Genomic DNA, 25,755 nt, shown 5'->3' on the forward strand with positions numbered 1-25,755 from the left:
TCACGGCTCCCGCACGGTGACCGTCGTCGCCAGCCGCCCGGATAACCTCGTATGGTCGTATCCGTGTTGGAGGAGATGCGGATCAAGGACCTGGGCGTGATCGACGACGCCATCGTCGAGTTGTCGTCCGGCTTCACCGCGGTGACGGGTGAGACGGGCGCGGGCAAGACCATGGTCGTCACCAGCCTCGGGCTGCTGCTCGGCGGCCGCGCGGACGCCGGATACGTGCGCGCCGGGGCCTCCGCCGCCGTCGTCGAGGGCCGCATCACCGTGGCACCCGACTCCGCGGCCGCCCTGCGCGCGGCCGAGGCCGGGGCCGAGCTGGACGACGGGGCGCTGCTCGTCAGCCGCACCATCTCCGCCGAGGGCCGTTCGCGCGCCCACGTCGGCGGGCGCACGGTGCCCGCGGGGCTGCTCGGCGAGCTGGGCGAGGACCTGGTCGCCGTGCACGGCCAGACCGACCAGCAGGGGCTGCTGCGCCCGGCCAGGCAACGCGGCGCGCTCGACCGTTACGCGGGCGAGGCCGTCGCGGGCCCGCTGGCCGCCTACCAGGAGACCTACGCGCGGCTGCGCGCGGTCGCCGCCCAGCTGGCCGAGCTCACCACGCGCGCCCGCGAGCGCGCGCAGGAGGCCGACCTGCTGCGCTTCGGCCTCGACGAGGTCGCCGCCGTCGAGCCACGCCCCGGCGAGGAGGCCGAGCTGGCCGCCGAGGCGAGCCGCCTGGGCCACGCCGAGGCGCTCGCCGCCGCCGCGGCCACCGCGCACGGCGCGCTCGCGGGCGACCCCGCCGACCCCGAGGGCATCGACGCCGTCACCCTGGTCGGCGCCGCGCACCGCGTGCTCCAGGGCGTGCGAGGCCACGACCCGGCGCTCGCCGACCTCGCCGACCGCCTGGGCGAGGTCGGCATCCTGCTGACCGACGTGGCAGGGGACCTCGCCGGGTACTCCTCGGGGCTCGACGCCGACCCGCTGCGGCTCGCCGCCGTCGAGGAGCGCCGCGCCACCCTGACCCACCTCATCCGCAAGTACGGCGAGCGCGACGACGACACCGACGGCTCCACCGCCCTGCTCGCCTGGGCCGAACGCGGCGCGGCCCGCCTTGCCGAGCTGGACGGGGACGACGACCGGATCGGCGTTCTCACCGAGGAGCGCGACGCGTTGCGCGCCCGCCTCACCGAGCTCGCCGCCACGCTGGGCGAGGCGCGGCGCGAGGCGGCCAAGCGGTTCGCCGACGCCGTCACCGACGAGCTCACCCAACTCGCCATGGTGCACGCCAGGGTCCAGGTCGAGGTGCGGCAGAACGCAGCCGCCGCCGACGACGAGGACGCCATCGACCTCGACGGCAGGAGGGTCACCTACGGGCCGCACGGCGCCGACGAGGTGGAGCTGCTGCTCGCCCCGCACCCGGGCGCCCCGGCCCGGCCCATCGCCAAGGGCGCGTCAGGCGGCGAGCTGTCCCGCGTCATGCTGGCCGTCGAGGTGGTCTTCGCGGACGCGGCGCCCGTTCCGACCTATCTGTTCGACGAGGTCGACGCGGGCGTCGGCGGCAAGGCGGCCGTCGAGGTCGGCAGGCGCCTCGCCAAGCTCGCCGACTCCGCACAGGTGGTGGTTGTCACCCACCTCCCGCAGGTCGCGGCGTTCGCCGACCGGCACCTGGTGGTGGAGAAGACGAGCGATGGATCGGTGACATCGAGCGGCGTCCGCTCCGTGCACGGCGAGGGCCGGGTGCGGGAGCTGTCGCGCATGCTCGCCGGGCAGGAGGACTCCGACCTGGCGCGCGCCCACGCCGAGGAACTGCTCGCCACCGCAGCCACATTGGGGCGCGCGGCACGGGAGCGTTCCTAGGCCGAGCGGGTGGTGGACGCTACCGCTGGACGGAGCACCCTGGCATTCTGGACGCCGTTCCACTCCCAGCGAACGGGGGATCGCCGAGCGCGACGTACGCTGGCGCATGGATGATCCGCCACCCCAGCCAGGAGAGACCGGAGAGAATGGCGCCCCGCAGCACGTCCGCACCCTCGCACAGCGCCGCGCCGCTGCATGTCGTGCAGCTGCTCGGCGGCGGCAGCGCGGGCACGGGGGCGCATGTGCGCTCGCTGTCCGCGGGGTTGGTCGCCAGGGGCGTGCGGGTCACCGTGGGCGCCGCCCCGAGCGCCGAGCGCCGGTACGGATTCACGGCCGCCGGCGCGCGCTTCGTTCCCGTGCCCGTCAAGACGACGCCCCCGGCGGTCGGGGTCATCGGCGCGATGTGTGCGGACGCCGACCTGGTCCACGCGCACGGCATGCGCGCCGGGCTGCTCGCCGCGTTGACCCTGCGCCGCCGCGCCGTGCCGCTCGTGGTGACGTGGCACACGCGTTCCACCGCGCCTGGGCTGCGCTCGCGGCTGCGCGCCCTGACCGAGCACTGCGTCGCCCGGTCCGCGACCGTGGTGCTCGGCACGACGTCCGACCTGGTGGACCGGGCGCGCGCCCATGGCGCGCGCGACGCCCGCCTCGCGCCGGTCGCGCTGCCCGCGGCCCGGCGGCGGGAGGAGGCCGAGCCGGACAAGATCCGGGCCGAGCTCGGCGCCGTCGACCGGCCGTTGCTCGTCACCGAGGCCAGGCTGGTCCGCTCGGGCAGCCTCGACGTGCTGCTGACCGCGGCCCGCGCCTGGCGGCGCCTGACGCCCCAGCCGGTGCTCGCGGTCGCGGGGGACGGGCCCGAACGCGCCGCGCTCCAGCGGCGGATCGACCGCGAGGCGCTGCCGGTCAGGCTGCTCGGCCGCGGCACGGACGCGGCGACGCTGCTGCGGGACGCGGACGTGGCGCTGCTCGTGGCCCGCTGGGCGGGCCGGGCGCCGCTCGCCGAGGAGGCGCTGCGCCGCGGCGTCCCGCTGGTGGCCACGGCGGTCGGCGGCGTGCCCGAGGTGGTGGGCGACGCGGCGGTGCTCGTGCCCTACGGCGACCCCGGGGCCCTTGGCACGGCGGTCAGCGGCCTCCTCGCCGACGCCCCGCGCCGCGCACGCCTGTCCGACGCGGGCCGCGGCAGGGCGGGCAGCTGGCCGACGGAGGACACGACGGTGGCCCAGGTCCTGGCGGTCTACGACGAGTTGGCGCTGCGCGGTTGACGCTGCGCGGTTGACGCTGCGCGGCTGAGCCGCGGCGCTGCGCGCCGGGTTCTTGGGCGGGGCAGCGTTGTCGGGTGCGGGTCGTCGAACACGGCGCTGCGCGCCGGGTTCTTTTCCCCGCCCACCCGCCCCTTTTCCGCCGGTGGGGGCGGGGGTGCGTACGCACCGGTGTTGTGCGCGCGGGCGGGCGTCCCGGGTCTGCCGGTCGGGTGCGGGGGTGAGCCTGCGGCGCTGCGCGCCGGGTCGCTGACGCCAGGGCGGTGCGGGGTGTCGAACCGCCGTACTGACGCGCCGCGTTGTTCGGGCGCGGGCACCGTGACGGGACCACCCTGCCCGCCGCAGGCGACTCCGTGGCTAGCGCCGTGGTTCGTTGGCCCGCACCCGGCAACACAGCTCCGCCCAACAACGCGGCGCGCAGCGCCGCGGCTCAGCCGCGCAGCGCCAACGCGCTGCGGTTCGGCGGCTCGCGCCGTTGCCACGGTCGGCCGCGCGCAGCGCGAATGCCCGCCGCAGGCGACCACATACCCTCAGCCCTCACCGGCGGGAAAAGGGCGGGTGGGTGGGCGAAGAACCCGGCGCGCAGCGCCGTGGTGCGGCGACCCGCACTCGGCAGCACAGCTCCGCCCAAGAACCCGGCGCGCAGCGCCGCGGTTCAGCCGCGCAGCGCCGCCGCGCCGCGGTTCGACGACCTGCACCCAACCACGTTCTCCGGCCCACGAACCCGGCGCGCAGCGCCGCTGCCCGCCGCAGGCGACCACGCCGCGCCGTGGTGCGACGACCCGCACCCAACAACCCGGCGCGCAGCGCCGCGGGTCAGCCGCGCAGCGTTGAGGCGCCGCGGCTCAGCCGCGCAGCGCCGCCGCCGCAGGCGAGGCTCACGTCGAGCCCCGCACCACAAGCTCCGCAGGAGTGATCACCGACTCCAGCCGCTCCTCAGGCCGGTCGAGGCGCCGCAGCAGCAGGCGGGCCATCATCTCGCCCATGCCCGCGACATCCTGGCGCACCGTCGTCAGCGCGGGGTCCGACCACGCGGCGGGCTCCAGGTCGTCGTAGCCGACCACCGCCACGTCATCGGGCACCCGCAACCCCCGCGCGCGCAGCGTGCGCAGCACGCCCGTGGCCATCAGGTCGTTCCCCGCGAACACCGCGTCGGGCGCGGGCGACGGGCCGTCGAGCAGGGCCTCCATCGCGCGCGCCCCGCCCTCCACCGTGAAGTCGCCCCGCGCGAGCAGCACCGGGTCGGGCTCGGTCAGGCCCAGCGCGTCCAGATAGCCGTCAAGGCGGTCCACCGCCGACGTCTGGTCCAGCGGCCCGCTGATCACCGCGATCCGCTCGCGCCCGCGCTCCACGAGGTGGTGAACGGCCTGGCGCGCGCCGTCGCGATTGTCCGTGTCGACATACAGCAGGTCCGAGTCGTCCTCGGCGCCCGCCCAGCCGGGTCTGCCGCCGAAGACCGTCGGCAGCCCCGAGGCCGCCGCGATCGCGGGCAGCGGGTCGTCGATGTGCAGCGAGAACATCAGCGTCCCGTCCACGTGACCGCCGCTCAAGTACCGGCCGATGCGGTCGTAGTCGGCGCGTTGCTCAAGCAGCATCAGCAGCAACTGCGCGTCGTGTCCGGCCAGTTCGCGGCCGATGCCGCGCAGCTGCTGCGCGAAGAACGGGTCGGCGAAGACCCGTGTCTCCGGCTCGGCGATGACCACGGCGACGGCCCCGGTGCGGCGGGTGACGAGGCTGCGGGCCGCGCTGTTGGGCACGTAACCCAGCGCGGCCACCGAGAGCTTGACCCTTTCCCGCAGCTCGGGCCGCACGCCTGGCGTGCCGTTGACGACACGGGACACCGTGGCGCGGGACACGCCCGCGTGGGCGGCGACAGCCTCGAGAGTGGGGTGGGGTCCGTGCACTTTTCCGTCCTCTTCGTTCGCGGGCTCTTGACGCTACCGGCAACCGGCGGCAGTGTGCAGGGGCACGACATGAGAGCGCTCTCACCCTCCCCACGCGGGGAGGTGCTCATTCCCCCACACCGGAAGAGTGCAGTGTCATGAGCATGAAAAAAAGTAAGTGGGCCATCGCCATCGCCTCGGGCGTGGCGAGCATGGCCGCCCTGATGGCCGTCTCGCTCCCCACCGCGGGAGCCGCCGACACGACCGCCGACGACACGACCGCCGACGAGGGACCCGGCACCATGGCGGAGGTCTGGCGCGCGGACTTCGACGGCGCCGCGGGGACCCTGCCGTCGAGCGAGGACTGGATCATCGACACCGGGACCGGCTACCCGGGTGGCCCGCCCAACTGGGGCACCGGCGAGATCCAGACCTACACCGACGACCCGGCCAACGTGTCGCTCGACGGCGAGGGCCACCTCACGATCACCGCGCTGCGCGAGGGCGACACCTGGACCTCGTCGCGCATCGAGACCCAGCGCAGCGACTTCGCCGCCCCCGACGGCGGCAAGCTGCGCATCGAGGCGTCGCTCCGGCTGCCGGACCTCGACGGCGAGGCCGGGCTCGGCTACTGGCCCGCGTTCTGGACCCTGGGCGCCGACTACCGCGGCAACTACTGGAACTGGCCCGGCATCGGCGAGTTCGACATCATGGAGAACGTCAACGGCGTCGAGCAGGTCTGGGGCGTCCTCCACTGCGGCGTCAGCCCCGGCGGCCCGTGCGACGAGACCAACGGCCGCGGCGCGAGCACCCCGTGCGACACGTGCGACAGCCAGTTCCACGAGTACGCCCTGGAGTTGGACCGCACCGGCGAGACGGAGTATCTGCGCTGGTACCTGGACGGCCAGCTGTTCCACACGGTCAGCTCGGCCGACATGGACGCGGCGACCTGGGCGAACGCCACCGACCACGGCCATTTCATCCTGCTCAACCTCGCGATGGGCGGCGCCTTCCCCAACGGCGTCGCAGGGCAGACCACCCCCACCCCGGCCACCGTGCCGGGCGGTTCGCTCACCGTCGACTACGTGTCCGTCTCCGTCGAGCAGGGAGCTGAGTGATCACCATGTTCAACCGTAGGACGTTCAACCGCAGGACGCTGCTGCGCGGCGCCGCCGCGACCGCGGGAGCCGCCGCGGCCATCCCGCTGCTCACCGGCCGGTCGGCCGTCGCCCAGAAGGCCGCCCCCACCGCGGCCCAGGGCCTGCCGCTGACCGTCGTCAACAGCACCGGCCAGTTCGACAACGCGTCGATCAACCTCTACATCGTCGGCAACGACGGCCAGCGCCAGGTCAGGGTCACCCCCGAGGGCGAGCTGCTGCCGGTCTCGATCGACGACAACGGCCCCGACGGCTACACCGACTACGCCATCCCCCTGTCGGCGAGCGGCGACACCACCCTCACGCTGCCGCACATGTCGGGCCGGATCTACGCCGCGCTCGGCGGCAAGCTCAGCTTCCGCGCCCTCCAGGACGGCAACGGCAACCCCGCCCTCGCCTACCCCGCGGGCTGGGTGTCGTCCGACCCCAACTACCCGGTCCTGCACGACTGCGCCGAGTTCACCTACAACGCCTCGGGCATGTTCTGCAACACCACCATGGTGGACATGTTCAGCGTGCCGATGTCGATCCACCTCACCGGCAACGGCGACCAGACCGCGGGCCTGCTGCGCGACGGCGCCAGGGGCCGGATCTTCTCGGGGCTCGCCGGGAACGACACGTTCGCGCCGCTCGTGGTCGACGAGACGCGGATCATCGCCCCCGGGCACGGCCTTGACGCGGGCCTGTTCCCCGACGACTACTTCGCGCCGTATGTCGACCGGGTCTGGAGCCACTTGGCCTCGAACGACATGGTCGTGACCACCAACGCGGGCGCGTTCACGGGCCGGGTCAGCGGTGAACAGCTCTCGTTCACCGGTCCAGGCACGGTGTCGTTCGACCGGCCGCCCACGCGCGACGTGCTGTTCTGCGACGGCACGCTCGCGGCGCCCAACGACGGGATGCTCGGCCCCGTCGCCGCCGTCCTGGCCGCGGCGCTCAACCGCACCACGGCGCTCAGCCACCCCGACCAGCCCACCACCGACCCGGCGACGTTCTACCAGGAGGAGCCCGCGCACCACTACGCGCGGATCCTGCACGAGGAGAGCGTCGACGGCCGGGCGTACGGGTTCGCGTTCGACGACGTGGCGGGCTTCGCCTCGTACATCGAGGACGGGGCCCCGTCGGCGATCACGCTGACGCTCACGCCGTTCTGACACCACCCGTTGAACTGCCCAGTTCAACGGACCGGCGTGCGGCGGCTGTCCCGAGCCCCGGGTCAGCCGCCGTACGCCCCCGAAGCGGTCAGGCGCAGCGCCGTGTCGATCAGCGGCACATGGCTGAACGCCTGGGGGAAGTTGCCCACCTGGCGCATGCGGCGCGGGTCCCACTCCTCGGCGAGCAGCCCCAGGTCGTTGCGGAGCGCGAGCAGCTTCTCGAACAGCTTGCGCGCCTCGTCCACCCGCCCGATCATCGCCAGGTCGTCGGCCAGCCAGAACGAGCAGGCCAGGAACGCGCCTTCGTCGCCCTCCAGGCCGTCCACGCCCGCCTGGTCGCCCGCGGTCGGGTAGCGCAGGATGAAGCCGTCGAGCGTCGACAGCTCCCGCTGGATCGCCTCGATCGTGCCGATCACGCGCTTGTCGTCGGGCGGCAGGAAGCCCATCTGCGGGATGAGCAGCAGCGAGGCGTCCAGCTCGCGTGAGCCGTAGGACTGGGTGAAGGTGTTGCGCTCCTTGTCATAGCCGTGCTCGCACACCGACCGGTGGATCTCGTCGCGCAGCTCGCGCCAGCGCTCCAGCGGCCCGTCGACCTCGCCGCTCTCGATCAGCTTGACCGTGCGGTCGACGGCGACCCAGGCCATCACCTTGGAGTGCACGAAGTGCCGCCGGGGCCCGCGCACCTCCCAGATGCCCTCGTCGGGCTCGTCCCAGTGCTCCTCCAGGTAGCGGATCAGCTTGAGCTGGAGGAGGTTGGCGTGGTCGTTGCGCGCCAGGCCCGTCATGTGCGCCAGGTGCAGCGCCTCGGTCACCTCGCCGTAGACGTCGAGCTGGAGCTGGCCCGCGGCGCCGTTGCCGACCCGGACCGGCTGGGAGTTCTCGTAGCCGGGCAGCCAGCTCAGCTCCGCCTCCGCGAGCTCGCGCTCGCCCGCGATGCCGTACATGATCTGGAGGTTCTGCGGATCGCCCGCCACCGCGCGCAGCAGCCACTCGCGCCACGCCTTCGCCTCGTCGCGGTAGCCGGTGCGCAGCAGCGAGGAGAGCGTGATGGCCGCGTCGCGCAGCCAGGTGAAGCGGTAGTCCCAGTTCCGCGAGCCGCCGATCTCCTCGGGCAGCGACGTGGTCGGCGCCGCGACGATCCCGCCGGTCGGCGCGTACGTCAGCGCCTTGAGCGTGATCAGCGAACGGACCACCGCCTCGCGGTACGGGCCGTGGTAGGTGCACTGGGCGACCCAGTCGCGCCAGAAGCCCTCGGTCGCGCGCAGCTCCGCCTCGGGCACGGGCACGGGCGGCGGCTCCTTGTGGGACGGCTGCCAGCTGATGGTGAACGCGACCCGGTCACCGGGCGCGACGGTGAAGTCGGCGTAGGTGGTCAGGTCCTTGCCATAGGTGTCGACGGAGGTGTCGAGCCAGACCGAGTCGGGTCCGGCGACGGCCACCGTGCGGTCATCGACCTTGCGCACCCACGGCACGACCCAGCCGTAGGAGAAGCGCATCCGCAGCGCCGAACGCATCGGCACCCGGCCGCTGACGCCCTCCACGATCCGCACCAGCTGCGGCGCGTCCGAGCCGCGCGGCGGCATGAAGTCGATCACCCGGACCGTGCCGCGCGAGGTGTCCCACTCGGACTCGAGGACCAGCGAGTCGCCCTGGTACCGCCTGCGGCTCGCGGGCGGCGGGGGCGCGTCCTTGCCGTGGGCCGGGCCGAGCCGCCAGAAGCCGTGCTCCTCGGTGCCGAGCAGCGAGGCGAACACGGCGTGCGAATCGAAGCGGGGCAGGCAGAGCCAGTCGACCGAGCCGTCCCGCCCGACGAGCGCGGCGGTCTGCATGTCCCCGACGAGTGCGTAATCCTCGATGCGCCCGGCCACTTGCCACTCCCGTAAACGTGCTTCGCCCCCCGCGGGACGTGCTCCTTTGCGTCGCCCATTCGAGCGTCCGAGCAGCTTACGACGCGGGGCGGCGGAACGCGGCCTGTCCTTGGAGGTCCCGGGGAATCAGGGGGTGACCTTGTTCACTTTGGATCTGAAATGTCGAGGAGATCGAGGGGAAACGCTTAGGCGACACCTTAGGTTCGCTCCACTGATACCCTGGTAGCCCGTGGACCGGAGGGCAGCGTTCCCCCCGCACCCCCAGCGACGTCGATCCCGCCCTCCGACGCGGGTGCGTCGCGCATCCGACCTCGCGACCACGGGAGCCCCGAGTTGGCCATGCCGCCCAGCAGTACGACGACCAAGCACATCTTCGTCACAGGCGGGGTCGCCTCCTCGCTCGGCAAGGGGCTCACCGCGTCGAGCCTCGGCGCCCTGCTCAAGGCGCGCGGCCTGCGCGTGACCATGCAGAAGCTCGACCCCTACCTGAACGTCGACCCCGGCACGATGAACCCCTTCCAGCACGGCGAGGTGTTCGTCACCAACGACGGCGCCGAGACCGACCTGGACATCGGGCACTACGAGCGGTTCCTCGACGTCGACCTCGACGGCAGCGCCAATGTCACCACCGGGCAGATCTACTCCACGGTGATCGCCAAGGAGCGGCGCGGCGAGTACCTCGGCGACACCGTCCAGGTCATCCCGCACATCACCAACGAGATCAAGCACCGCATCCGCCGCATGGCCACCGACGACGTGGACGTCGTGATCACCGAGGTCGGCGGCACGGTCGGGGACATCGAGTCGCTGCCGTTCCTCGAGGCCGTGCGCCAGGTGCGCCACGAGGTCGGCAGGGACAACGTGTTCGTGATCCACATCTCCCTGCTGCCCTACATCGGCCCCTCGGGCGAGCTCAAGACCAAGCCCACCCAGCACTCGGTCTCGGCGCTGCGCAGCATCGGCATCCAGCCCGACGCGATCGTGCTGCGCGCCGACCGCGAGGTGCCCACCGCGATCAAGCGGAAGATCTCGCTGATGTGCGACGTCGAGGAGGCCGCGGTCGTGGCCGCCATCGACGCCCCCTCGATCTACGACATCCCCAAGGTCCTGCACGGCGAGGGACTTGACGCGTATGTCGTGCGCCGCCTCGACCTGCCGTTCCGCGACGTCAACTGGACCCAGTGGAACGACCTGCTGCGCCGCGTCCACCACCCCGAGCACGAGGTGACGGTGGCGTTGGTCGGCAAGTACATCGACCTGCCCGACGCGTATCTCTCGGTCACCGAGGCGCTGCGCGCGGGCGGCTTCGCCAACAACGCGCGCGTGCGCATCAAGTGGGTCACCTCCGACGACTGCCGCCCGCCAGGTGGCGCCGCCGAGCAGCTCGCCGACTGCGACGCGGTGTGCATCCCCGGCGGCTTCGGCGACCGCGGCGTCCCCGGCAAGATCGCGGCCATCACCTACGCGAGGGAGCGGCGCATCCCGCTGCTCGGCCTGTGTCTCGGCCTCCAGTGCATCGTGATCGAGGCGGCGAGGAGCCTCGCGGGCATCGAGGGCGCCGACTCCACCGAGTTCGACCAAGGCGCCGCCCACCCGGTGATCTCCACGATGGAGGAGCAGCTCGACATCGTCGCGGGCGACGGCGACATGGGCGGCACCATGCGGCTCGGCCTCTACCCCGCCAAGCTCGCCGAGGGCTCCATCGTGCGCGAGGTCTACGGCGGCGAGCCGTATGTCGAGGAGCGGCACCGGCACCGCTACGAGGTGAACAACGCCTACCGCGGCGAGCTGGAGAAGAAGGCCGGGCTCGTCTTCTCCGGCACCTCCCCCGACAACAAGCTGGTGGAGTACGTCGAGTACCCCCGCGAGATCCACCCCTATCTGGTCGCCACCCAGGCCCACCCCGAGCTGCGCTCCCGCCCCACCCGCCCGCACCCGCTGTTCGCCGGTCTCGTCGCCGCAGCCGTGCGCCGCCGCGACGGCGCCGCGGACTGACCGCGGTGCAGACTGGGGCCATGACCGAGCAGCAGCCGCGCGACTTCCTCGCCGACACCCCGGAGCAGTGGTCCGTCACCGCCACGGCCACCCCGTTCACCGGGAACAAGACCAGCGTCAGGGCCGACGACGTCGTGATGCCCGACGGCAGCACCGCACGCCGCGACTACCAGGTGCACCCCGGCTCGGTGGCCGTGGTCGCCCTCGACGAGCGGGACCGCGCCGTCGTCATCGAGCAGTACCGCCACCCGGTCCGCCACAAGCTGTGGGAGATCCCCGCCGGGCTGCTCGACATCCCCGGCGAGAACCCCCTGCACGCCGCCCAGCGCGAGCTGTACGAGGAGGCGCACATCAAGGCCGAGGACTGGCGGGTGCTGACCGACATCTACACCACCCCCGGCGGCAGCGACGAGGCCGTGCGCGTCTTCCTGGCCCGCGAGCTGTCCGAGGCCGACGGCGAACGGTACGCCGCCGACGGCGAGGAGCTCGACATGCGGCTCGCCCGCGTCCCGGTCGACGACCTGGTCCGCGCGGTGCTCGCGGGCCGCCTGCACAACACGTGCCTCACCGTCGGCGTGCTCGCCCTCCAGGCGGCCCGCGCGGGCGAGGGGATCGACGCGCTGCGCCCGGCCTCCGCGCCCTGGCCCGCCCGCCCGTTCCCGGCCTGACGTGTCTGACCGGCCCCCGCACGGGCCGTGGCATACGCTCGGCCCGTGACGGATGTGACCGAACAGACAGTCACCGGCGGCCCGGGGTCACCTCGCTTCCTCGGCCGCCTCCGCGAGCGGGCCGAGCTGCGCTCCGACGTCGAACGGGCCGGGCTCGACACCCTGGCGGGCCGCCCCGCCGCCCGCGGGCGGGTCCTGCTGATCGCGGGCAGACCCGGCACGGGAAGGACCGCGCTCGCCGAGGAGTTCACCACCGAGCTGCTCGACGTCGGCGACTACCCCGACGGCGTCCTGCGCGCCCGGCTGACCGACCCGGGCGGCGTGCCGGTCCCCGTCGAGCGCGCCGCGCGCGACCTGCTCGACGGTCTTGGCGTCGCCGCCCCGGCGGGGGCCGACCAGGACGAGCTGACGGAGATCCTGCGCGACACCCTCGACGAGCGGCGCGCGGTGCTGCTCCTCGACGACGTGGCGAGCGCCGAACAGCTCGCCGAGCTGATCCCCGACAGCCGCCACTGCCTCGTTCTCGCCGTCGCGAGGGGCCCGTTGACCGGCGTGCCCGACGTGCGGCCCTGCGCGCTCGGCGGCCTCGACCGGCTCTCCGCCGTGCGCCTCATCGAGACCGGCGCGGGCGACGTCCGCGTCACCGTCGACCCCGGCGCCGCTGACACCCTGGCCGAGTCCTGCGGCTACCTGCCCGCCGCCCTGGTGCTGGCCGCCGGCTGGCTGGCCGCCCACCCCGAGGCCACGGTCCTCGAGGCGGTCCACCGCATGGCCGCGGCCGACGAGGACCCCGATCAGGACCCCGGCGAGCACGCGGGGGAGGCCGATGCCGCCGATCGCACCGCCCCGGACGCCGAGGACACCGAGGACGCCGAACGGGCCCCCGCGCGGCCCGACACCGCCGACGAGCCGCTGCGGCGCGCGTTCCGCATGGCCCACCGCGACCTCCCCGCCCCTGCCGCGCGCATGTACCGGCTGCTGGCCCTCGCGCCCGGCGGCATCGTCGACGCCCACACCGCCGCCGCGCTCGCGGGCTGCCCCGTCACCACCGCGCGCTCCGCGCTCGCCGTGTTCGCCGCCGCGGGGCTGCTGCGCCCCGTCCCCGGCCCCGGGGGCGCCGACGCGCGGTACGCCGTCCCCGGCTGCCTCGACCCGCTGCTGTGGGCGCTGTTGCACCGCAGGGAGCGGCCGTCCGAGATCCTGCTCGCGCGCGCCCGCATGCTCGAGCGGACCGTTCGCCTGCTGCGCGCCTGCCACGCCGTCACCGAGCCGCACGGCACCCCCGCCCGCGAGTGGCTGGCCGGGCTGCCGGGGTCGCTCCGCTTCGAGAGCCGCCCCGCCGCGGGCGCCTGGCTCGCCGCCCGGCGCGCCCCGCTGCTCGCCGCCGCCCACCTCGCCGTGTCCGACGGCCAGCTCGACACCCTCGCCCGCCGGCTCGTCGCCGCGCTCAGCCGCGCCCTGATCGCTCACCGCGGCGCCGAGGGCGCGGCCCCCGAGCTCTACCGGCTGCACGAGCTGGTCCTCGGCGTCGCCGAGCGCCAGGGCCTCGCCAGGGAACGCGCCGCCGCCCACCTCAACCTCGGCGACATCGACGCGCGCACGGGCCGCCTGCCCGAGGCCCTCGAGCGTTACCGCGCCGCCCTCGAGGCCGCGAGGAGCGAACGTGACCAGGCCGACCCCCTGGCCGTCGGGCGCGCGCTCGAGTCCATCGCCGGGACCTATGCCGAGCTGGGCGACTGGCGCCGCGCCGCCGACTGGTACGGCAGGGCCGTCGGCCTCGCCCAGTCCCGCGCCGACGTGCCGTCCCAGGCCCGCCTGCACGGCCGCATCGGCGCCGCCCTCACGTACACGGGCCAGTGGGACGAGGCGCTGCGCGCCTGGCGGGCCGCCGCGGCCGCCCACCGCAGGACGGGCGACCGCCGCGCCCACGCCCGTTCCGTCGCCGAGGCCGCGCGCGTCCAGGAGTACGCGGGGCGGCCCGCCGAGTCGCTGCGCACGGGGGAGGAGGCGCTGCGGCTCGCCGAGCGGACCGGGGACCGCCGCCTCCAGGCCGCGTTGCGCATGAGGCTCGCCGACTGTGCCGACCGCCTCGGCCTCGCCCCGCTCTCCGACACCCACCGCGCGGCCGCCGACCGCCTGCTCGCCCACCTCAGGCCGCCCGCCGCGCCCAAGGGCGAATCCTCTGGAACTACAGAGGGACACACTTACGAAACACAGATGGAACCCCCTCAAGATTGACCGAAAGCAAGGATGGACAACGGTCCACCCTTCATTAAAATGGTGAAGGTAACCCTACGTAACGCAAGGACCGTGATCGAACGTGAAGGTCGGCATCCCCCGCGAGGTCAAGAACAACGAGTTCCGCGTGGCCATCACCCCGGCCGGAGCGCATGAGCTCGTCACCGGCGGACACCAGGTCCACATCGAGCGCGGCGCCGGACTCGGCTCCGCCATCCCCGACGAGGAGTACACCAGGGCGGGCGCCAGGATCCTGGACGACGCCGACGCGGTGTGGGCCGAGGCCGACCTGCTGCTGAAGGTCAAGGAGCCGGTGGCCGAGGAGTTCCACCGGCTGCGCAAGGGGCTCGTCCTCTTCACCTATCTCCACCTGGCCGCCTCGGCCGAGTGCACCGACGCGCTGCTGCACTCGGGCACCACGGCCGTCGCGTACGAGACCGTCGAGACGCCGAGGCGCGTGCTGCCGCTGCTCGCGCCCATGTCCGAGGTCGCGGGCCGCATCGCGCCCCAGGTGGGCGCGTACCACCTGATGCGCTCCGCGGGCGGCCGCGGCGTGCTGCCGGGCGGCGTGCCCGGCACCCCCGCCGCCAGGGCCGTCGTCATCGGGGCCGGGGTCTCGGGGTGGAACGCCACCCAGATCGCGGTCGGCATGGGCTTCCATGTCACCGTCCTCGACAAGGACATCAACAAGCTCCGCGAGGCCGACAAGATCTTCGGCACCCGCGTGACCACCGTCGTCTCCAACGCCTTCGCGCTCGAACGGGCCGTGCTCGACGCGGACCTGGTCATCGGCGCTGTCCTGGTCCCAGGGGCCAGGGCGCCCAAGCTGATCAGCGACGAGCTGGTGTCCCGCATGAAGCCCGGCAGTGTCCTTGTCGACATCGCGATCGACCAGGGCGGCTGCTTCGAGGGATCGCTGCCGACGACGCACGCGGCCCCCACGTTCCGCGTCCACGACTCGGTCTTCTACTGCGTCGCCAACATGCCGGGCGTCGTGCCGAGTACGTCCACGCACGCGCTCACCAACGCCACGCTGCCGTATATCGTGGAGCTCGCCGAGCACGGCTGGCGTGAGGCGTTCCGCCGCGATCCCGCCCTGGCCCTCGGGCTCAACATCCATGAGGGGCAGGTCGTCTACGGCCCGGTCGCGGAGGCCCACGGGCTGCCGCGCACCGAGCTGCGCGCGGTGCTCGCCTGATCGCGCCACCCCTCGCGGGGTCAACTCCCCGCGTCAACATCGGGAATGTCACACCACGCCACGCGCGTGACGCTCCCGTCCCCGCGGAAGCGCACCCCGACGCGTCTCCCCGCGGCGGTCAACTCGTCGCGAACGTAGCGCTTTAACCGATTCGTGCGCGGCGGAATCGCCCCACTGGTGCGGCTTATGGCCTTGACAAGTGAATGTTCGACGGCCGACACATCCGTGCCGGTCCGGCAGATTGTGTTGCTGCGGACCACCGACACGCCATAGAGTCGCCAAACGTCGGCATGGTGCCACGCTGACCCTGTCTAGAAGTTACCTGGTCCCCAAGGAGGTAAGACGACTTGTGAATGAGTCGACAATTACTCCCGGGGGAGGACGACCAGGGGTCCCCGAGCGGCGCGAGGACGCCGCGGATCTGACGGGCGTGGGCTCCGTCGCTGTCCAGACCTTCGCAACCCACCAGAGCCAACCGAGCATGACAGCGCATCAGAGCACGGACAGCCATGACACCAACGCCATGGCAGGTAAGCGAACGGGCGGCGACGCCGACCGTTTCCCCGACTACGAGGACCTCCCGGACGGGCAGTTCTACGACCCGGACGCGGAGTACGAGCCCGACCCGGAGTACGCGGCCACCATCGCGCCGGACGCGGCGCGCCAGCGCCGTGAGCGCATCGGCCCCACGGGCCGACCGCTGCCGTACTTCCCCATCCCAGGACCGCTCACCGAGCGCGGCCCCGCCAAGATCATCGCGATGTGCAACCAGAAGGGCGGCGTCGGCAAGACGACCTCCGCCATCAACCTGGGCGCCGCGCTCGCGGAGTACGGACGCCGCGTGCTGCTGGTCGACTTCGACCCGCAGGGCGCGTTGTCGGTCGGCCTCGGCGTCAACCCCATGGAGCTCGACCTCACCATCTACAACCTGCTCATGGAGCGGGGGATGGCGCCCGACGAGGTGCTGCTGAAGACCGCGGTCGCGGGCATGGACCTGCTCCCGAGCAACATCGACTTGTCGGCCGCCGAGGTGCAGCTCGTCAGCGAGGTGGCCCGTGAGTCCACCCTCCAGCGCGCGCTCCAGCCGCTCACCGCCGACTACGACTTCGTCATCATCGACTGCCAGCCGTCGCTCGGCCTGCTCACGGTCAACGCGCTCACGGCCGCCCACAAGGTGATCGTGCCGCTCGAGTGCGAGTTCTTCGCGCTGCGCGGCGTCGCGCTGCTGACCGAGACGATCGAGAAGGTCCAGGAGCGGCTCAACCCCGACCTGCGCCTCGACGGCATCCTGGCGACGATGTACGACTCCCGCACCGTGCACAGCCGGGAGGTCCTGGCCCGCGTGGTCGAGGCGTTCGACGACAACGTCTACCACACGGTGATCGGCCGCACGGTCCGGTTCCCCGAGACCACGGTCGCGGGCGAGCCGATCACCACCTACGCCTCCAACTCGGTGGGGGCAGCGGCCTATCGCCAGCTCGCCAGGGAGGTGCTCGCCCGGTGCCACGCCGAGTGAGCCTTCCGGCGGCCGACGAACTGTTCCGTAGTACCGGGGGGGCCGCGGTCCAGCCCTCGACCCCTCAGGAGAGCGCAAGCGGTGCCGGGGACGGCGCGGCGGGCTCCCAGGGCGCGACGCCCAGGGTGCCCGCCCCCGCGGGCGAGCAGACGCCCCCGGGGGACGAGTCCGAGGACCGGGTGGCCGCACCACGGGCGGGCACCACGCCCCCCCAGCAGAAGCGCGAGACGGCCGGTCGGGCGACACAGCCCGCCGGCCGCTCCGGCGCAGGGAGCGGGGCCGCCGGCGCCAAGGCGCAGCGCCGCTCCGGGCGTCAGGGCCGCCGCCCCAGCGGGCGGGAGCGCCACGACGAGAAGATCACGGTCTATGTCTCCGCCGAGGAGCTGATGGACCTCGAGCACGCCAGGCTCGTCCTGCGCGGCGAACACGGCCTCGCCGTGGACCGCGGCCGGATCGTCAGGGAGGCCGTCGCCGTCGTCCTGGCCGACCTCGAGTCCCGCGGCGAGGCGAGCATCCTCGTCCGCCGCCTGCGCGGCCGCTGACCCGGGGATGAGCACCACCCCGCCTCCCCGCCGCCGCAGGCAGCTGGGCAGGGGCCCCGGCGACCCCGCCCCCGGCGGGGTGGAGGTGGCCGAGGAGAACGCGGAGGCCGAGGCCGTCGCCGAGGACGACGTCACGCCGCCCGAGCCGGAGGTCGAGCCGGAGCCCGAGGCCGAGCCCGAAGAGGCCGTGGACGACGGGCGTTTCAAGGTCGTCCTCGCGAACTTCGAGGGCCCCTTCGACCTGCTCCTCCAGCTCATCTCCCGCCACAAGCTCGACGTCACCGAGGTCGCGCTCTCCCGCGTCACCGACGACTTCATGGCGCACATCAGGGCCATGGGCCCCGACTGGGACCTCGACCAGACCACCGAGTTCCTCGTGGTCGCCGCCACCCTCCTCGACCTCAAGGCCGCCCGGCTGCTGCCCACCGCCGAGGTCGAGGACGAGGCCGACCTCGCGCTCCTCGAGGCGCGCGACCTGCTCTTCGCGCGCCTCCTCCAGTACCGCGCGTACAAGCGGGTCGCGGACATCTTCAACGACCGCCTCGCCGCCGAGTCCCTGCGCCACCCCCGCACCGTCGGCCTTGAGCCGCACCACGCCGAGCTGCTGCCCGACGTGGTGATCAGCATCGGGCCCGAGGGGTTCGCCAGGCTCGCGGTCAAGGCGATGCAGCCCAAGCCCAGGCCACAGGTCTATGTCGACCACATCCACGCGCCCCTGGTCAGCGTGCGCGAGCAGGCCGACATCGTCATCGCGAGGCTGCGGGAGCGCGGCCTCGCCACGTTCGCCGAGCTGACCCATGACGCCCCCGACACCCTCACGGTGGTCGCCCGCTTCCTGGCGCTGCTTGAGCTGTACCGGGAGCGGGCGGTGGCCCTTGACCAGGACGAGGCGCTCGGCCCTTTGGTCATCCGCTGGAGCGGCGGCGACGACGGAACGGTGCGGGTCACCGACGAGTTCGACACCGAGGCGAAGCCGGACGAGAGCGCCAAGGGCGCCAGGGAAGGAGCGCGCCCGTGAGCACGACGGACACGACCGACACGACGGAGGCGACGGAGGCGACGGAGGCGACGGACGAGGCGCCCCTGGCGCTCAAGCCCGCCCTCGAGGCCGTTCTCATGGTGGTCGACGAGCCCGCCACCGAGGAGCACCTCGCCAAGGTCCTGGGCCACCCACGCCGCGCCGTCGCGAACGCGCTGCGCGAGCTGGCCGACGAGTACACCAGGGAGGGCCGCGGCTTCGAGCTGCGGCTGGTCGCCGGGGGCTGGCGTTACTACACCAGGCCCGAATTCGCCACGGCCGTCGAGGGGTTCGTGCTCGACGGCCAGCACGCCAGGCTCACCCAGGCCGCACTCGAGACACTCGCCGTGGTCGCCTACCGGCAGCCGGTGAGCCGTTCCAGGGTCTCCGCGATCCGCGGGGTCAACTGCGACGGCGTCATGCGGACCCTGCTCCAGCGGGGGCTGGTGGGAGAGGCGGGCACCGAACCCGAAACAGGTGCGATCCTGTATGTGACGACGCACTACTTCCTGGAGCGGATGGGCCTGCGCGGCCTGGACGAGCTTCCCGAGCTCGCGCCCTTCCTGCCCGAGGCCGACCAGGTCGAGGGCGAGAGCCAGGAGGCGGTGCCGTCGTTCGACGTAGCCGACCTCGACGCTGACGACAGCGGCGACTCCCCAACGGATCATTGATGCGAAGCAGTGGCAGGAACAGCAACCGGAACCACCGGGGCGCGGGCAACCAACGCGATGAGAGGCAGCAGCGCGCCGGCCGGCCCCGCCCTGAGGAGCGCGCGTACGGCGGCAAGGGCGGGGGTCCCGCGCGCCCGAAGCGGACCAAGCCGGCCCGTTCCCGCGAGTACGACGCGCAGATCGAGGAGCGGAATCGAGAGCGCCACGACAGGCCCGCCCCCGCGGGCGAGGGCGACGGCGAGGGCGAACGCCTCCAGAAGGTGCTGGCCCGCGCGGGGCTCGGCTCCCGCAGGGCCTGCGAGGAGCTGATCGACCAGGCCAGGGTCGAGGTCAACGGGCGGATCGTCACCTCCCAGGGGCGCCGCGTGGACCCCGAGAAGGACGAGATCAAGGTGGACGGGCTGACGATCGCGGCCCAGTCGTACCTGTTCTTCGCCCTCAACAAGCCGGCCGGCGTCGTCTCCTCGATGGAGGACCCCGACGGCCGCCAGTGCCTGGGCGACTACGTGCAGAACCGCGAGACGCGGCTGTTCCACGTCGGGCGCCTCGACACCGAGACCGAGGGCCTGATCCTGCTGACCAACCACGGCGAGCTGGCCCACCGGCTCACCCACCCCAAGTACGGCGTCACCAAGAGCTACCTCGCCGCGATCCAGGGTCCGATCCCGCGCGACCTCGGCAAGCGGCTCAAGGACGGCGTCCGCCTCGAGGACGGCTGGGCCCGCGCCGACCACTTCCGCGTCGTGCAGAACACCGGCAAGAACTACCTGGTCGAGGTCTCGCTGCACGAGGGCCGCAAGCACATCGTGCGCCGCATGCTCTCCGAGTCGGGGTTCCCCGTGGACAAGCTGGTGCGCACGCGGTTCGGCCCGATCGTGCTCGGCGACCAGAAGTCCGGCTGGCTGCGCCGCATGACCCACACCGAGGTCGGCCAGCTGATGCGCGAGGTCGGCCTGTAGCGGGCCGGGGCGGGCCGCGGCGGGGGACGGGGGCGGCCTGAGGGGCCTCGGGACGGCATTACGCTGGAACGATGCGCAGCGCCCTCGTCCTCGGCACCGGACTGATCGGCACCTCCATCGCCCTGGCGCTCTCGGGCCGGGGCGTGCGGGTGCACCTCGCCGACCGCGATCCCGACCAGCGCCGCACGGCCGCGGCCCTGGGCGCGGGCACCGAGGAGCCGCCCGAGGGCCCCGTCGACCTCGCCGTGGCCGCGGTGCCCCCGGCCCATGTGGCCGCGGCGCTCGGCGGGCTCCAGGCGCGCGGCGCCGCCCGCGGGTACATGGACGTCGCCAGCGTCAAGGGCGGCCCGCGCCGCGAGCTGACCGCGGCGGGCGGCGACCTCCGCGCCTACCTCGGCACGCATCCCATGGCGGGCCGGGAGCGCTCGGGGCCGCTTGCCGCCACGGCCGACCTGTTCGAGGGCAGGCCCTGGGTGCTCACCCCGACCCCCGAGACCGACACCGAGGTGCTCAACCAGGTGCTCGAGCTGGTCTCGCTGTGCCGCGCGGTGCCCGTGGTGATGGACGCCGACGCCCACGACCGGGCCGTCGGCCTGGTCTCGCACACCCCGCAGCTGGTCTCGAGCCTGCTGGCCGCGCGGCTCGCCTCGGCCGAGGAGACGGCCGTGCGGCTCAGCGGCCAGGGCATCAGGGACGTCACGCGGATCGCCGCGTCCGACGCCGGGATGTGGATCGACATCCTCTCCGCCAACCCCGGGCCCGTCGCCGACATCCTGTCCGAATTCGCCGTCGACCTGGACGAGACCGTTCGCGCCCTGCGCGCGCTCGAGTCCGCCGACGAGGTCAAGCGGGCCGAGGGCGCGGCGGGCGTGGAGGGCGTTCTGCGCAGGGGGAACGCCGGGCGCGAGCGCGTTCCCGGCAAGCACGGGGCGGCCCCCGCCGCCTATGAGACCGTGGCGGTGCTCATCAGCGACCGGCCGGGCGAGCTCGCCCGCATCTTCGCCGACGCGGGGCGGGCCGGGGTCAACGTCGAGGACGTCCGCATCGAGCACGCGACGGGCCGGCAGGCGGGCCTCGTGCAGCTGATGGTGCAGCCCGCGTCCGCGCCGGTGCTGACCGCGTCGCTGCGCGAACGCGGCTGGTCCATCCGCCAGTAGGGCCGCTCCCGGCTGCCGGTACGCTTCTTCCCCGGAAGGGCGTGGTCCCTTCCCCCGGGGGCGTGGGCTCCCGTTTCCCCCGGTGCGCCGTCCGGCGCGCGGACACGTCTGAGAAAGGTGCGCACCGCCGTGGCTGAAACCCCCGTCATCGTCGCCATCGATGGCCCCTCCGGCACGGGCAAGTCCAGCACCTCCAAGGCCGTGGCCGAGCGGACGGGCTTCGGCTACCTCGACACCGGCGCCCAGTACCGGGCGATGACCTGGTGGATGCTGGGCAACGGCGTGGACATCGCCGACCCCGCCGCCGTGGCGGCGGTCGCGGACAAGCCCGTCATCGTCTCGGGCACCGACCCCATGGCGCCCACGATCACCGTCGACGGCACCGATGTCTCGCTGCCCATCAGGGGCCGGGCGGTGACGGAGGCGGTCAGCGCGGTCAGCGCCGTTCCCGAGGTCAGGGCCCTGATCACCGAGCTCCAGCGGTCGATCGCCGCCCACGCGGAGGCGGGCATCGTCGTCGAGGGCCGGGACATCGGCACCACCGTGCTCCCCGGCGCGGACGTCAAGATCTTCCTCACCGCCTCGCCCGCGGTCAGGGCGGCCCGCCGCAGCGCCGAGCTGACCGGCCAGGAGGCCGCGGGGGTCGCCGCCACCCAGGCCGCGCTCGCCCGGCGCGACGCCGCCGACTCGGGCCGCAAGGCGTCACCGCTGGCCAAGGCCGACGACGCCGTCGAGGTCGACACGAGCGAGCTGACACTGCCGCAGGTCATCGAGTGCGTGGTGACGCTCATCGAGGCGCGCAAGCGTTCCGAGCGGTGACGTCGTGACGCCCTCGCGCGCCCTGGCCACGCGGGCGGGGCACCGGCTCGCGACCGGCGTGATCCACACCGTGTGGCGCCCCCGGGTCCTGGGCGCCTGGCGCGTCCCCGGCACGGGCCCCGCGATCCTGGCCGTCAACCACACGCACAACGTCGACGGCCCCGTGCTGTTCGGCACCGCGCCGCGGCCGGTGCGCTTCCTGGTCAAGCGGGAGGCGTTCGTGGGCCCGCTCGGCCCGTTCCTGAACGTCATCGGGCAGCTGCGCGTGGACCGTTCGGGCCCGGACCGCGCGGCGATCACCTCGGCGCTCGCCGTGCTTGAAGGCGGCGGGGTGCTCGGGATATTCCCCGAGGGAACGCGCACCGTGGGCGACTTCGCCGCGCTCAGGGCCGGGCTCGCGTACTTCGCGGTCCGCTCGGGCGCCCCGATCGTGCCCGTGGCGGTGCTGGGCAGCGCCGAACGCCGGGGCCCTGTGGTGCGGGCGCTGCCGCCGGTGCGCGCCCGGATCGACGTGGTCTTCGGCGCGCCGTTCCACGCCGGTGACGGCTCGGGGCGGCGCACCCGCGCGGCGCTCGACGCGGCGACCAGGGGCATACAGGAGCGCCTGACGGACCACCTGAAGGACGCCAGGCGCCGCACCGGCCGCTGACGCGCGACACTGGAGAGTCAGCGGCACAGCACTCACGACGACGACGGACGAGGTACGAGACCCCATGAACGACCAGAACCATTCGGGCACCGCCGAGGCGCACGGCGCGCTGGGGGACGCCGAGTACGCGGAGTTCATGGAGCTCGCCGCCGAGCAGGGCTTCGACCCCGAGGAGGTCGACGGCGACCTCGCCGCGGCGGCCGGTGGCCCGTTGCCCGTGCTCGCCGTCGTCGGCCGCCCCAATGTCGGCAAGTCGACCCTGGTGAACAGGATCCTCGGCCGCCGCGAGGCCGTCGTCGAGGACCGTCCAGGGGTGACCAGGGACCGCGTGACGTACGAGGCCGAGTGGGCAGGGCGCCGCTTCAAGGTGGTGGACACCGGCGGCTGGGAGCAGGACGTGCTCGGGATCCAGGCGTCCGTGGCCGCGCAGGCGGAGTTCGCCATCGAGGCGGCCGACGCCGTGGTCCTGGTGGTGGACGCCACGGTCGGCGCCACCGACACCGACGAGGCCGTGGTCAAGCTGCTGCGCCGGGCGGGCAAGCCGGTCGTCCTGTGCGCCAACAAGGTGGACGGCTTCTCGATGGAGGCCGAGGCCGCCTATCTGTGGTCGCTCGGCCTCGGCGAGCCCCACCCGGTCTCCGCGCTGCACGGCCGCGGCACGGGCGACATGCTGGACGCCGTGCTCGAGGTGCTGCCCGACGCCCCGGCCGAGACGTTCGGGACGGCGGTCGGCGGCCCGCGCCGCATCGCGCTCATCGGCCGCCCCAATGTCGGCAAGTCGTCCCTGCTCAACAAGGTCGCCGGTGAGGACCGCGTCGTCGTCGACCCGATGGCGGGCACCACGAGGGATCCGGTGGACGAGTTGATCGACCTGGGCGGGAAGACCTGGCGCTTTGTCGACACCGCGGGCATCAGGCGCCGCGTCCACCTCCAGGAAGGCGCCGACTACTACGCGTCGCTGCGCACCGCGGCGGCGCTCGAGAAGGCCGAGGCCGCGGTGGTCCTCATCGACGTCTCGGAGCCCATCAGCGTCCAGGACACCCGCATCATCACCATGGCCGTGGACGCCGGTCGCGCCCTTGTCATCGCCTACAACAAGTGGGACGTCATGGACGAGGAGCGCCGCTTCTACCTGGAGCGGGAGATCGAGCAGGAGCTCGTGCAGGTCCAGTGGGCGCCCCGGGTCAACGTCTCGGCGCGCACCGGGCGGCACATGGAGAAGCTGGTGCCCGCGATCGAGACCGCGCTGGCCAGCTGGGAGAGCCGGGTGCCGACCGGCAGGCTCAACGGCTTCCTCGGCCAGCTGGTCGCCTCGCATCCGCACCCGGTGCGCGGCGGCAAGCAGCCCCGCATCCTCTTCGGCACCCAGGCGGGCACGAGCCCGCCGCGCTTCGTGCTCTTCGCCTCGGGCTTCCTCGAGGCGGGCTACCGGCGCTTCATCGAGCGGCGGCTGCGCGAGGAGTTCGGCTTCGAGGGGACCCCGATCCAGCTGTCCGTGCGGGTGCGCGAGAAGCGCGGCCGCAAGAAGTGACCGACGCCGCCGGGCCCTTCCCCCTGGGCCCGGCGGCGTCAGCGCCCGTCGGCGGGGTCGGCGGAGTGGCGGGCGGGGGGCAGGGCGGCGGCGTTCAGCCTCACGTGTCCGCCGCCCACGGCCCCGTAGCCCGCGTACGCCGACTCGTGCCACTCACGCCAGCTGCCCGCGCCGACGCCGTAGCTCGTGGAGAAGCCCACGAAACGCAGGTCCTCCTCGCCCGAGCGGTCCCCCGGCAGCGCCCGGAACAGCCTGCGGTACTCGGCGCACAGGGAGTCGTAGATCGGCGTGGGCGAGCAGGTGACCCGCTCGTACGGCGTCCGCATGCCGGGGATGCCGGTGGTGTGCCCTGCGCGGTGCTGGGTCCTGGGTGGTTCATAAGCGTGCACGCCCGTCCAACGATCCGGCGCGGCTTCGGATGCGCCCTGGCCCGCCGCCGTACCTGAACGTTGGAGGCCCCAGCGGTCCCTCATGTGCCGGTCAGCGGCATCGCGGCGGCCACCAGGACCCCGCCCGCCGCGGCCTTCTCCAGCGCGTCCCGCATGAGGTCCTCGCGCGGCTGCTGGCCGATCGAGCCCGCGGGGGCGGCGTAGACGAGCACCTGGTGGCGCTGGTTGGCGCTGGCCCGCCACCCGTCGGTGAGCGGCAGCGGCTGGTGCGCCTGCCACCAGGCGCTGGGGCGGCCGCCGCCCGACGCGCCCTGGAGCACGGCGTGCAGCTGGCCCATGGCGACGAGCACGGACCAGCCGGGCAGCCGCGCAGGAACGTTTCCCACGTCGGTCACCGGCATGAAGCCCGCCTCGATCAGCAGCGGCAGGAAGTCGTCGCCTGGGCCTGTCGAGCCGGGGCGCACGACGGGGCCCGTGGGCTCGACCACGATCGCCGGGTGCAGCTCCTCGCCGATGAGGATCTGCCCACAGGTCACGCCGAGGACGGCCTGCTCGGGCGCGGGCCCCCCGGGGGAAGGGGCGGCCGGGACCGGGGCCGCGGGGGCGGGGGCCGCGGGCGCGGCGGGGACGGTCTCGCCGGTGATGGACCGCACGGCGCCCTGGAGTTGCTCCTCGGAGACGGAGACGACCTGTGAGGGGATGCAGGAGGCGTGGGCGAACGCGAGCACCGCCGTGTCGCCACCCACGAAGAGGACGGTGCTCGTGCGCTCCTGCTCGGGGTAGCCGGGGGTGCGGCACGAGGTGCAGTCGTAGCTGCCGGGGGCGTTCTGGCCGGTGAGCAGCCGATCGGCTTCTTCGTCGCCGATCTCGGCGCGTACGGCGTCGCTGACGTCGAGCAAGGGGGACACGGTCGCTCCTCGGTTGGTGGGTCACGGCCCGCCCTCCGCGGCGGGTGCCCCGTGCACAACGGGCGAGCCGCGCCTGGGTCACGCCCCGCGCCCCGGGAATCGCCCCCGCGACGCCGGGGAGAGGGGGGCGTGACCGTACGCGTGAGCGATGGTTGTACGGGGGTGGCGGTTATCAACCAAAAGTTCACCGTGTTCACCTGAAAAGTGAATTCTCGGTGATTCAGAAACATGCCGGAGGGGCGCTCATAATGCCCTTGCATTCCCGTTGCTGAGGGGTCTCCTGTGAATTCAGGGCGCCCGGTAATTGCGTCGGCGACGCGTTCGCCCGAAC

At 73.5% G+C, this 25,755-nt stretch carries 21 protein-coding genes; 17 read left to right on the forward strand and 4 right to left on the reverse strand.

Annotated elements, in window-relative coordinates; all coding sequences use genetic code 11:
• Positions 1 to 51: 51 nt before the first annotated feature.
• Positions 52 to 1,845: a DNA repair protein RecN gene (gene recN, locus D7318_RS29590; RefSeq protein ID WP_120700320.1), complete on the forward strand. Its 1,794-nt coding sequence runs from the start codon at positions 52 to 54 to the stop codon at positions 1,843 to 1,845.
• 146 nt (positions 1,846 to 1,991) lie between these two features.
• Entirely contained in the window at positions 1,992 to 3,107 is a 1,116-nt protein-coding gene (locus D7318_RS29595; protein ID WP_230424225.1) for a glycosyltransferase family 4 protein, read from the forward strand.
• A gap of 875 nt (positions 3,108 to 3,982) precedes the next feature.
• Here the strand turns inward: D7318_RS29595 and D7318_RS29600 are convergent.
• Positions 3,983 to 5,008 (reverse strand): LacI family DNA-binding transcriptional regulator, encoded by a 1,026-nt coding sequence (locus tag D7318_RS29600; protein ID WP_120700322.1) that lies wholly within the window; start codon positions 5,006 to 5,008, stop codon positions 3,983 to 3,985.
• Between the two features lie 143 nt (positions 5,009 to 5,151).
• On the opposite strand from D7318_RS29600, the gene D7318_RS29605 reads away from it, so the two are divergent.
• Entirely contained in the window at positions 5,152 to 6,105 is a 954-nt protein-coding gene (locus D7318_RS29605) for a glycoside hydrolase family 16 protein (protein WP_230424226.1), read from the forward strand.
• 5 nt (positions 6,106 to 6,110) lie between these two features.
• Positions 6,111 to 7,298, forward strand: a complete 1,188-nt coding sequence (locus D7318_RS29610) for a beta-1,3-glucanase family protein (protein WP_120700355.1) — start codon at positions 6,111 to 6,113, stop codon at positions 7,296 to 7,298.
• A gap of 62 nt (positions 7,299 to 7,360) precedes the next feature.
• Here D7318_RS29610 and D7318_RS29615 read toward each other — a convergent pair whose 3' ends face one another.
• Positions 7,361 to 9,166, reverse strand: coding sequence for a glycoside hydrolase family 15 protein (locus D7318_RS29615; protein WP_120700324.1), 1,806 nt, complete (start codon positions 9,164 to 9,166; stop codon positions 7,361 to 7,363).
• Positions 9,167 to 9,505: 339 nt separating this feature from the next.
• On the opposite strand from D7318_RS29615, the gene D7318_RS29620 reads away from it, so the two are divergent.
• The 13 genes from D7318_RS29620 to der all read left to right on the forward strand — a co-directional run bounded on the left by D7318_RS29620 (position 9,506) and on the right by der (position 24,127).
• Complete coding sequence (locus D7318_RS29620) at positions 9,506 to 11,161, forward strand: CTP synthase (protein WP_120700325.1); 1,656 nt, start codon at positions 9,506 to 9,508, stop codon at positions 11,159 to 11,161.
• Between the two features lie 20 nt (positions 11,162 to 11,181).
• Positions 11,182 to 11,829 (forward strand): NUDIX domain-containing protein, encoded by a 648-nt coding sequence (locus D7318_RS29625; RefSeq protein WP_120700326.1) that lies wholly within the window; start codon positions 11,182 to 11,184, stop codon positions 11,827 to 11,829.
• A 54-nt stretch (positions 11,830 to 11,883) separates the two neighbouring features.
• Positions 11,884 to 14,067, forward strand: a complete 2,184-nt coding sequence (locus D7318_RS29630; RefSeq protein ID WP_120700327.1) for a tetratricopeptide repeat protein — start codon at positions 11,884 to 11,886, stop codon at positions 14,065 to 14,067.
• Between the two features lie 82 nt (positions 14,068 to 14,149).
• Positions 14,150 to 15,265 carry an alanine dehydrogenase gene (gene ald, locus D7318_RS29635; RefSeq protein ID WP_120700328.1) on the forward strand — a complete coding sequence of 372 codons (1,116 nt, stop codon included), beginning with the start codon at positions 14,150 to 14,152 and terminating at the stop codon, positions 15,263 to 15,265.
• Between the two features lie 481 nt (positions 15,266 to 15,746).
• Positions 15,747 to 16,781 (forward strand): ParA family protein, encoded by a 1,035-nt coding sequence (locus D7318_RS29640; RefSeq protein ID WP_120700329.1) that lies wholly within the window; start codon positions 15,747 to 15,749, stop codon positions 16,779 to 16,781.
• Complete coding sequence (locus tag D7318_RS29645) at positions 16,766 to 17,323, forward strand: hypothetical protein (RefSeq protein WP_120700330.1); 558 nt, start codon at positions 16,766 to 16,768, stop codon at positions 17,321 to 17,323. Before D7318_RS29640 ends, D7318_RS29645 begins: the two co-directional genes overlap by 16 nt.
• Positions 17,324 to 17,330: 7 nt before the next feature.
• Positions 17,331 to 18,341 (forward strand): segregation and condensation protein A, encoded by a 1,011-nt coding sequence (locus D7318_RS29650; RefSeq protein WP_120700331.1) that lies wholly within the window; start codon positions 17,331 to 17,333, stop codon positions 18,339 to 18,341.
• A gap of 65 nt (positions 18,342 to 18,406) precedes the next feature.
• Complete coding sequence (scpB, locus tag D7318_RS29655; protein WP_230424234.1) at positions 18,407 to 19,012, forward strand: SMC-Scp complex subunit ScpB; 606 nt, start codon at positions 18,407 to 18,409, stop codon at positions 19,010 to 19,012.
• Positions 19,012 to 19,971, forward strand: a complete 960-nt coding sequence (locus D7318_RS29660; protein WP_120700333.1) for a pseudouridine synthase — start codon at positions 19,012 to 19,014, stop codon at positions 19,969 to 19,971. Before scpB ends, D7318_RS29660 begins: the two co-directional genes overlap by 1 nt.
• 71 nt (positions 19,972 to 20,042) lie before the next feature.
• On the forward strand, positions 20,043 to 21,128 hold the full coding sequence (locus D7318_RS29665) for a prephenate dehydrogenase (protein ID WP_120700334.1): 1,086 nt from the start codon (positions 20,043 to 20,045) through the stop codon (positions 21,126 to 21,128).
• 117 nt (positions 21,129 to 21,245) lie between these two features.
• Positions 21,246 to 21,947 (forward strand): (d)CMP kinase, encoded by a 702-nt coding sequence (gene cmk / locus D7318_RS29670; protein WP_120700335.1) that lies wholly within the window; start codon positions 21,246 to 21,248, stop codon positions 21,945 to 21,947.
• 22 nt (positions 21,948 to 21,969) lie between these two features.
• Positions 21,970 to 22,596: a lysophospholipid acyltransferase family protein gene (locus D7318_RS29675; RefSeq protein WP_408055559.1), complete on the forward strand. Its 627-nt coding sequence runs from the start codon at positions 21,970 to 21,972 to the stop codon at positions 22,594 to 22,596.
• Positions 22,597 to 22,660: 64 nt separating this feature from the next.
• Positions 22,661 to 24,127 carry a ribosome biogenesis GTPase Der gene (gene der / locus D7318_RS29680; protein WP_120700337.1) on the forward strand — a complete coding sequence of 489 codons (1,467 nt, stop codon included), beginning with the start codon at positions 22,661 to 22,663 and terminating at the stop codon, positions 24,125 to 24,127.
• 38 nt (positions 24,128 to 24,165) lie between these two features.
• Here the strand turns inward: der and D7318_RS33140 are convergent, their stop codons facing one another.
• Complete coding sequence (locus D7318_RS33140) at positions 24,166 to 24,516, reverse strand: hypothetical protein (RefSeq protein ID WP_183091665.1); 351 nt, start codon at positions 24,514 to 24,516, stop codon at positions 24,166 to 24,168.
• A gap of 80 nt (positions 24,517 to 24,596) precedes the next feature.
• Positions 24,597 to 25,424, reverse strand: a complete 828-nt coding sequence (locus D7318_RS29690) for a hypothetical protein (RefSeq protein WP_183091662.1) — start codon at positions 25,422 to 25,424, stop codon at positions 24,597 to 24,599.
• Between the last annotated feature and the right edge of the window lie 331 nt (positions 25,425 to 25,755).

Source organism: Streptomyces radicis (assembly GCF_003626575.1).
Lineage (GTDB): Bacteria > Actinomycetota > Actinomycetes > Streptomycetales > Streptomycetaceae > Streptomyces > Streptomyces radicis.